This window comes from Acinetobacter sp. WCHAc060033, assembly GCF_004209125.1.
GTDB classification, from domain to species: domain Bacteria; phylum Pseudomonadota; class Gammaproteobacteria; order Pseudomonadales; family Moraxellaceae; genus Acinetobacter; species Acinetobacter wuhouensis.
Window position 1 is genome coordinate 1 of record NZ_SGSW01000094.1, and the last position, 4,996, is coordinate 4,996.

At 36.8% G+C, this 4,996-nt stretch carries 8 protein-coding genes and 1 pseudogene; 5 read left to right on the forward strand and 4 right to left on the reverse strand.

The window, feature by feature from the left end; translation table 11 throughout:
* Both EXE10_RS20055 and EXE10_RS20060 read left to right on the forward strand, forming a co-directional pair.
* Positions 1–866, forward strand: an 866-nt coding sequence (locus tag EXE10_RS20055) for a MobA/MobL family protein (RefSeq protein ID WP_130114521.1), incomplete at its 5' end; no start/stop codon positions are given.
* Positions 863–1,360 carry a hypothetical protein gene (locus EXE10_RS20060; RefSeq protein ID WP_130114522.1) on the forward strand — a complete coding sequence of 166 codons (498 nt, stop codon included), beginning with the start codon at positions 863–865 and terminating at the stop codon, positions 1,358–1,360. The genes EXE10_RS20055 and EXE10_RS20060, both read left to right, overlap by 4 nt.
* Positions 1,361–1,475: 115 nt before the next feature.
* Here EXE10_RS20060 and EXE10_RS20065 read toward each other — a convergent pair whose 3' ends face one another.
* Complete coding sequence (locus EXE10_RS20065) at positions 1,476–1,586, reverse strand: type II toxin-antitoxin system HicB family antitoxin (protein WP_227541741.1); 111 nt, start codon at positions 1,584–1,586, stop codon at positions 1,476–1,478.
* Positions 1,587–1,659: 73 nt separating this feature from the next.
* Entirely contained in the window at positions 1,660–2,142 is a 483-nt protein-coding gene (locus tag EXE10_RS20070; RefSeq protein WP_004871917.1) for a hypothetical protein, read from the reverse strand.
* A gap of 717 nt (positions 2,143–2,859) precedes the next feature.
* Here EXE10_RS20070 and repM point away from each other — a divergent pair.
* Together repM and EXE10_RS20085 are read left to right on the forward strand one after the other, a co-directional pair.
* A complete protein-coding gene (gene repM / locus EXE10_RS20080; RefSeq protein ID WP_004647575.1) occupies positions 2,860–3,789 on the forward strand; it encodes a replication initiation protein RepM in 930 nt (309 codons plus the stop codon).
* Positions 3,786–4,082 (forward strand): hypothetical protein, encoded by a 297-nt coding sequence (locus tag EXE10_RS20085; RefSeq protein ID WP_130114524.1) that lies wholly within the window; start codon positions 3,786–3,788, stop codon positions 4,080–4,082. The genes repM and EXE10_RS20085 overlap by 4 nt, the downstream gene beginning before the upstream one ends.
* On the opposite strand, the gene EXE10_RS20090 is transcribed toward EXE10_RS20085, so the two are convergent.
* Complete coding sequence (locus EXE10_RS20090; RefSeq protein WP_004647573.1) at positions 4,079–4,390, reverse strand: HU family DNA-binding protein; 312 nt, start codon at positions 4,388–4,390, stop codon at positions 4,079–4,081. The two genes, EXE10_RS20085 and EXE10_RS20090, sit on opposite strands and share 4 nt — an antisense overlap.
* Before the next feature lie 2 nt (positions 4,391–4,392).
* On the reverse strand, positions 4,393–4,680 hold the full coding sequence (locus tag EXE10_RS20095; protein ID WP_004647572.1) for a hypothetical protein: 288 nt from the start codon (positions 4,678–4,680) through the stop codon (positions 4,393–4,395).
* A 210-nt stretch (positions 4,681–4,890) separates the two neighbouring features.
* Here EXE10_RS20095 and EXE10_RS20100 point away from each other — a divergent pair.
* A pseudogene (locus EXE10_RS20100) lies at positions 4,891–4,996 on the forward strand (mobilization protein); the annotation flags it as partial.

The window sequence follows — 4,996 nt, forward strand, 5'->3', positions numbered from 1 at the left end:
CAGGACTGACCCACGACTTTACGAGAAAAGATGGTGTCGCCCATTCTGAAATTCTGTCTAATTTAGAGATTGAAATTGATCGTGGTGAACTTTGGAACTTGGCAGAAAAAACCGAAAACCGTAAAGATGCCCGAACCGCTAGAGAATGGGTCATTGCCCTACCTGATGAATTAGACGCTGATCAACGTAAGGACTTGGCAAAAGACTTTGCCAGGTCCTTAGTTGATCGCTATGACGTGATCGCAGATTTAGCCATCCATGAACCCAGCAAAGGCGGTAATGATAAAAACCACCACGCCCATATCATGCTCACCACCCGAAAGGCAGAACTGGACAAGGACAATAAAATCACTCTGACCACCAAAACCGATATTGAACTCAGCAACGCCAAACGAAAAAGCCTTGGTATAGGGACAACCCAAGAAGACATTAAGCAAATTCGAGAAACATGGGCAGACTTAGCCAATAAAGCATTGGAACGTGCAGGCTACCGAGAAAAAATAGATCACCGCAGCTATGCCGATCAGAACAACGGACTACAAGCCACCATCCATGAAGGCACCAAAGTCACTCAATTACGCAGACAAGGCATAGACACTGAAATCAGCCGTTTCAATGACAATGTGAAACAGCAGAATACCCAACAACTTGACCAACAGAAACAGCAGAAAGAGAGCGTTTTACAGCGTGGTTTAAACCGTGTCGATCAAGGTTTTGATCAATGGCACAGGAACCAAGAAACTAAACGCCTAGAACTGGAACGCCAAGCGGAAATGAAGCGACAGCAAGAATTAGATAAACAACGAGCCGAGCAAGCACTCCGCAAGGCATCTCAAAAACTAAATAGAGGCGGAATGTCGTTATGAGTAATCAAAATGATTTAGATGACCAGTTATATATTTTACTGGCATCCATGAAGGAATACAGAGAAGCCATAGCAGGCGATAAAAAGCGATTAGAGACGTTTTACAACCAAGTCGCTAGTGGGGTGCTAGACAAGGCTGAAAAATCGCTAGAAAACGCAAATAAGAAGCATACATGTGCATTAAACAACAGTATTCAGGCATTAAACGAAGCTACAAACAGGCTCAACTTAAAACTTATCCTTATTTTTGCCAGCACGTTTGTGGCTGTGATGATGGTATTCATTTTGGCTATCTTCTTATACATACCAAGCAAAGACGAAATTGATGAACGTAGAGCAGATATGGCTGTACTAAAAAAATATCCGCTACAAATTCGAGAAAGTGATGGTGAAACATTGGTGAGAATAATGAGGAAAAATTGCTACTCGTTTGAACCGAGTAGTGTCAAAGAAAAAACCTATGACTGGTGTCAGATCGACCCTAAAAAATACTAGTTGATCGGTACTTTGCTTGGTTTTTCTCATTACTGATCAGATTACAGCAAGCGCAAAGTTGCCCGACTTTGAAACATGGCTAAAGCCATATTTCAAAGCATCGAGCAAAGATAGGTTAAACGCCTAAACGCATTAGTTTTTCTTGAATTGCATCACTTACAAAAGAATTAAGGGAATTACTTGATGCTAAAACTGCTTTACGGTGCATTTCAGGGCTAATACGCACATTAAACGTGCCTTATCAAGGCTTTTTTGGAATTTCGTATAATAATGCCCATTATGTTAAATGGGGGATTTAATTAATTTGAGTTTGCAAAATTGCTAAATTTTTTCTTAATTCTTCTCATGTCTTGAAGTGTATAACCATAATTTACAAAACATCCTTGTAGTATTTGGGGGTCACTTATTGGACTATCTAAAACAGTAAAAAATTCATTAATAATATTTACAGTAGATAAGTTGGCTTCTTTTTTACCTGTATGAGGACTAACTGTTATTAACTGATTTTTATTAAAATAATCAGCCGTAATTAAATTAGGGAAATTTTTAAGTTGAGGATTTAGTCTTCTGAAATCAGCATTATAAAGAGGAATACAACTTTCTATTATTTGTGGTAAAGCTGTATCTGTTAAGAACGTATTTAAGTTGGATTCTATATTTCTAGTAGGTTTTGCATTCTTAATATTTGAGGGATTTACTGGAAAACCATGAAACATCCATAGTACACCATATAAAATTAGTATTACTAAAGTTACCGAAAAGATGATTCCTAATACCTTCACTTTTAAGTCTTCCTAAAATTAACATAATACAGCTTATACGAAATGCGTTATAATTATCTATAGAAATCAATGCTGTAGTTTCTAGTTGATAGCCCATCTTTGCCAAGGTGGGCTTTTTTTATGATTTTTCACGTTCCACGCTCAATAAGTGAGCAATGTTTCACGGTTTTGATTAGATATTTTAATCAGTGCAATAAGAACCGAGCGAGTGTCTACGAGCGATTGAGCATTATAAAAATTTTGCCCCTGCCTTTTCTCTGATTACAAGCTCCCTTTCGATTTTAAAAGGTAGGTACAGAGCATCCCGAATGGGTGCGAACTTTGGAGCTTTTGCTTTTCAAAAAGTATGAGCGAAGCGAATACATTACTAATGCTTTTGCTTTTAGATTTCACAAACATGATTAACTAAAAACTGCCCCGCGAAGCGAGGAACGAGCTTCAATAGAGTACGAGCTTTAGCGAGTACCTAGGGCAGTTCCACTCCCCTGCCAAAAGGCTTTTAATTATTTTTAAAGCTTTTAAATGCTTTTAGACCCTATGAAAACATTGGTATCAGAGGGTTTCACTCTCAATAAGCACACAAATTCTCTTGTATAAGCACACAAATTCTCTTGTATAAGCACACAAATTCTCTTGTATAAGCACACAAATTCTCTTGATTTACACACACATTATATGTAGTGTTTAAATACACATTAATAATAACGTGTATTTAATATGAAAAATGGTTTAGTTGTGAAAGATAATGCATTAATAAACGCCAGTTATAATTTAGAACTAACAGAACAGCGTTTAATTATGCTGGCGATAATTAATGCAAGGGAATTAGGACAGGGCATCACGGCAGATAGCAAACTAGAAATACATGCTAGTGATTATGCAAAGCTCTTTAATGTATCGGCAGATGCATCCTATAAAGCTCTAAAAGAAGCTGTAAACAATCTATTTAATAGACAGTTTAGCTATACAGCAGAATACAAAAAAACAGGAAAAGTGGGTGTTGTTCGCTCTCGTTGGGTTAGTCGTATTTTTTATGTAGATGACTTAGCGCTATTAGAAATTACTTTCGCACCTGACGTAGTGCCGTTAATCACTCGATTAGAAGAACATTTTACGAAATACGAAGCCAAACAAGTTGCACACTTAACCAGTAAGTACGCCACCAGACTTTATGAATTATTAATCGCCTGGCGTGAGGTTGGTAAAACACCAATTTTTGAACTGCAACAATTACGTAAAAATTTAGGTGTTGAAGATGATGAATATCAACGTATGCATCATTTTAAAAACCGTGTATTAGACACAGCTATTACCCAGATCAATGAGCATACGGATATAAAAACCACTTATGAACAGCATAAGCAAGGGCGTACCATCACTGGGTTTTCATTCAGGTTTAAGCAAAAAACACAGCCGAAAATTGAAATTAAACGTGATCCCAATACCCCTGATTTTTTCATCAAAATGACCGATGCTCAGCGCCACTTATTTGCCAATAAAATGTCTGAAATGCCCGAAATGAGCAAATACTCACAAGGTACGGAAAGTTTTCAGCAATTTGCTATTCGTATCGCTGACATGCTTTTAGAGCCTGAAAAGTTCAGAGAGCTTTATCCATGTTTAGAAAAAGCAGGGTTTCAAGCATGATGAAATTAACCAACCTATTAGAAGAACTTCACGGCACACAAGCTGAATACCTCGATATCGTAAATTATGAAATTGCGAGGGAAAATATATGCGGTTATATCTTCCTATTATCCCGAATATCCCAAAATGCCGAACCCACCGAAAAAATGCAGATGGAAAGCAAAATAGAGGACTTAATTTACTATCGGGATAATTTGCAGATCGAAGATAAGAAAAATATCCAAAAGGTCTTAGATGAGCTAATTCCAGAGTATAAAGCCGAACAAGAAAAACAAAGAGCTAAGAAAAATTAGGCTTTCTTCTTAGCTTTACTTTTTTGCTTTGGCTTAACAATAAATTGCTCTCCCAAAGCCTTACCTTGTTTAAAAGTAACGATTTCCTTAGCTTCAATTTTAAGTTTTTCTCCAGTTTTAGGATTGCGTCCCATTCTTTCTGGACGTTGTTTTACTGAAAAAGTACCAAAATCAACTAATCGGACATTTTTTTCTTCAACTAGGGCTTCTGTAATGACTTCAAGAACAGAATTAAGAACAACTCTTGCTTCGTCTTGATTAATATTTAATTTAGGTGCTAATTTGGCAATTAAATCGGCTTTATTCATAATTAATTTTCCTCAATATTTGGTAAGTCAAAAAGCTGTCTATCTCTATTTTCAGTTAAATATTCATTAAGTTCCATGAGTATTTTTTCTTTGTTGGCTTCATTACTTTGCATCTTTTTAATTAAATAAGAACCGAGCAAAATTTTACGTCGAGTATCATCCTTTCTTTCTTGCTCTTTTTGCTTCGATCTTTCTCTAGCTTCGATAGCTTGTTTTTGTGCTTTTAACTGTTTTAGCTTCTCTAACTGAGCTTCAATTTTCTTTTCGATATTTTCGGCTGATTTGGTCATAACGGTTCATTTCGGGATATAGGAAAACCACTCAAGCATAAGAACCTATGAATTGAAATTCAAGCGGTTAATATGCTATCGTGTTTTTCATGAAATGCGCACTTACGACTTGGATTTCATCCAAGTCAAAGTTTGCGTAAGGGGAATCCCCTTAACCCCAAAAAACTGCTACGCAATTTTTTAAAAGCAAAAGCATCTCAAGGCGACTGCATGGCAATTTATCATTGTTCCACTAAAACGGTTAACCGAAGTTCGGGAAGAACTGCGGTTGCATCTAGTGCCTATCGTGCAGGTGAAAAACTAGAAGATGAACGCA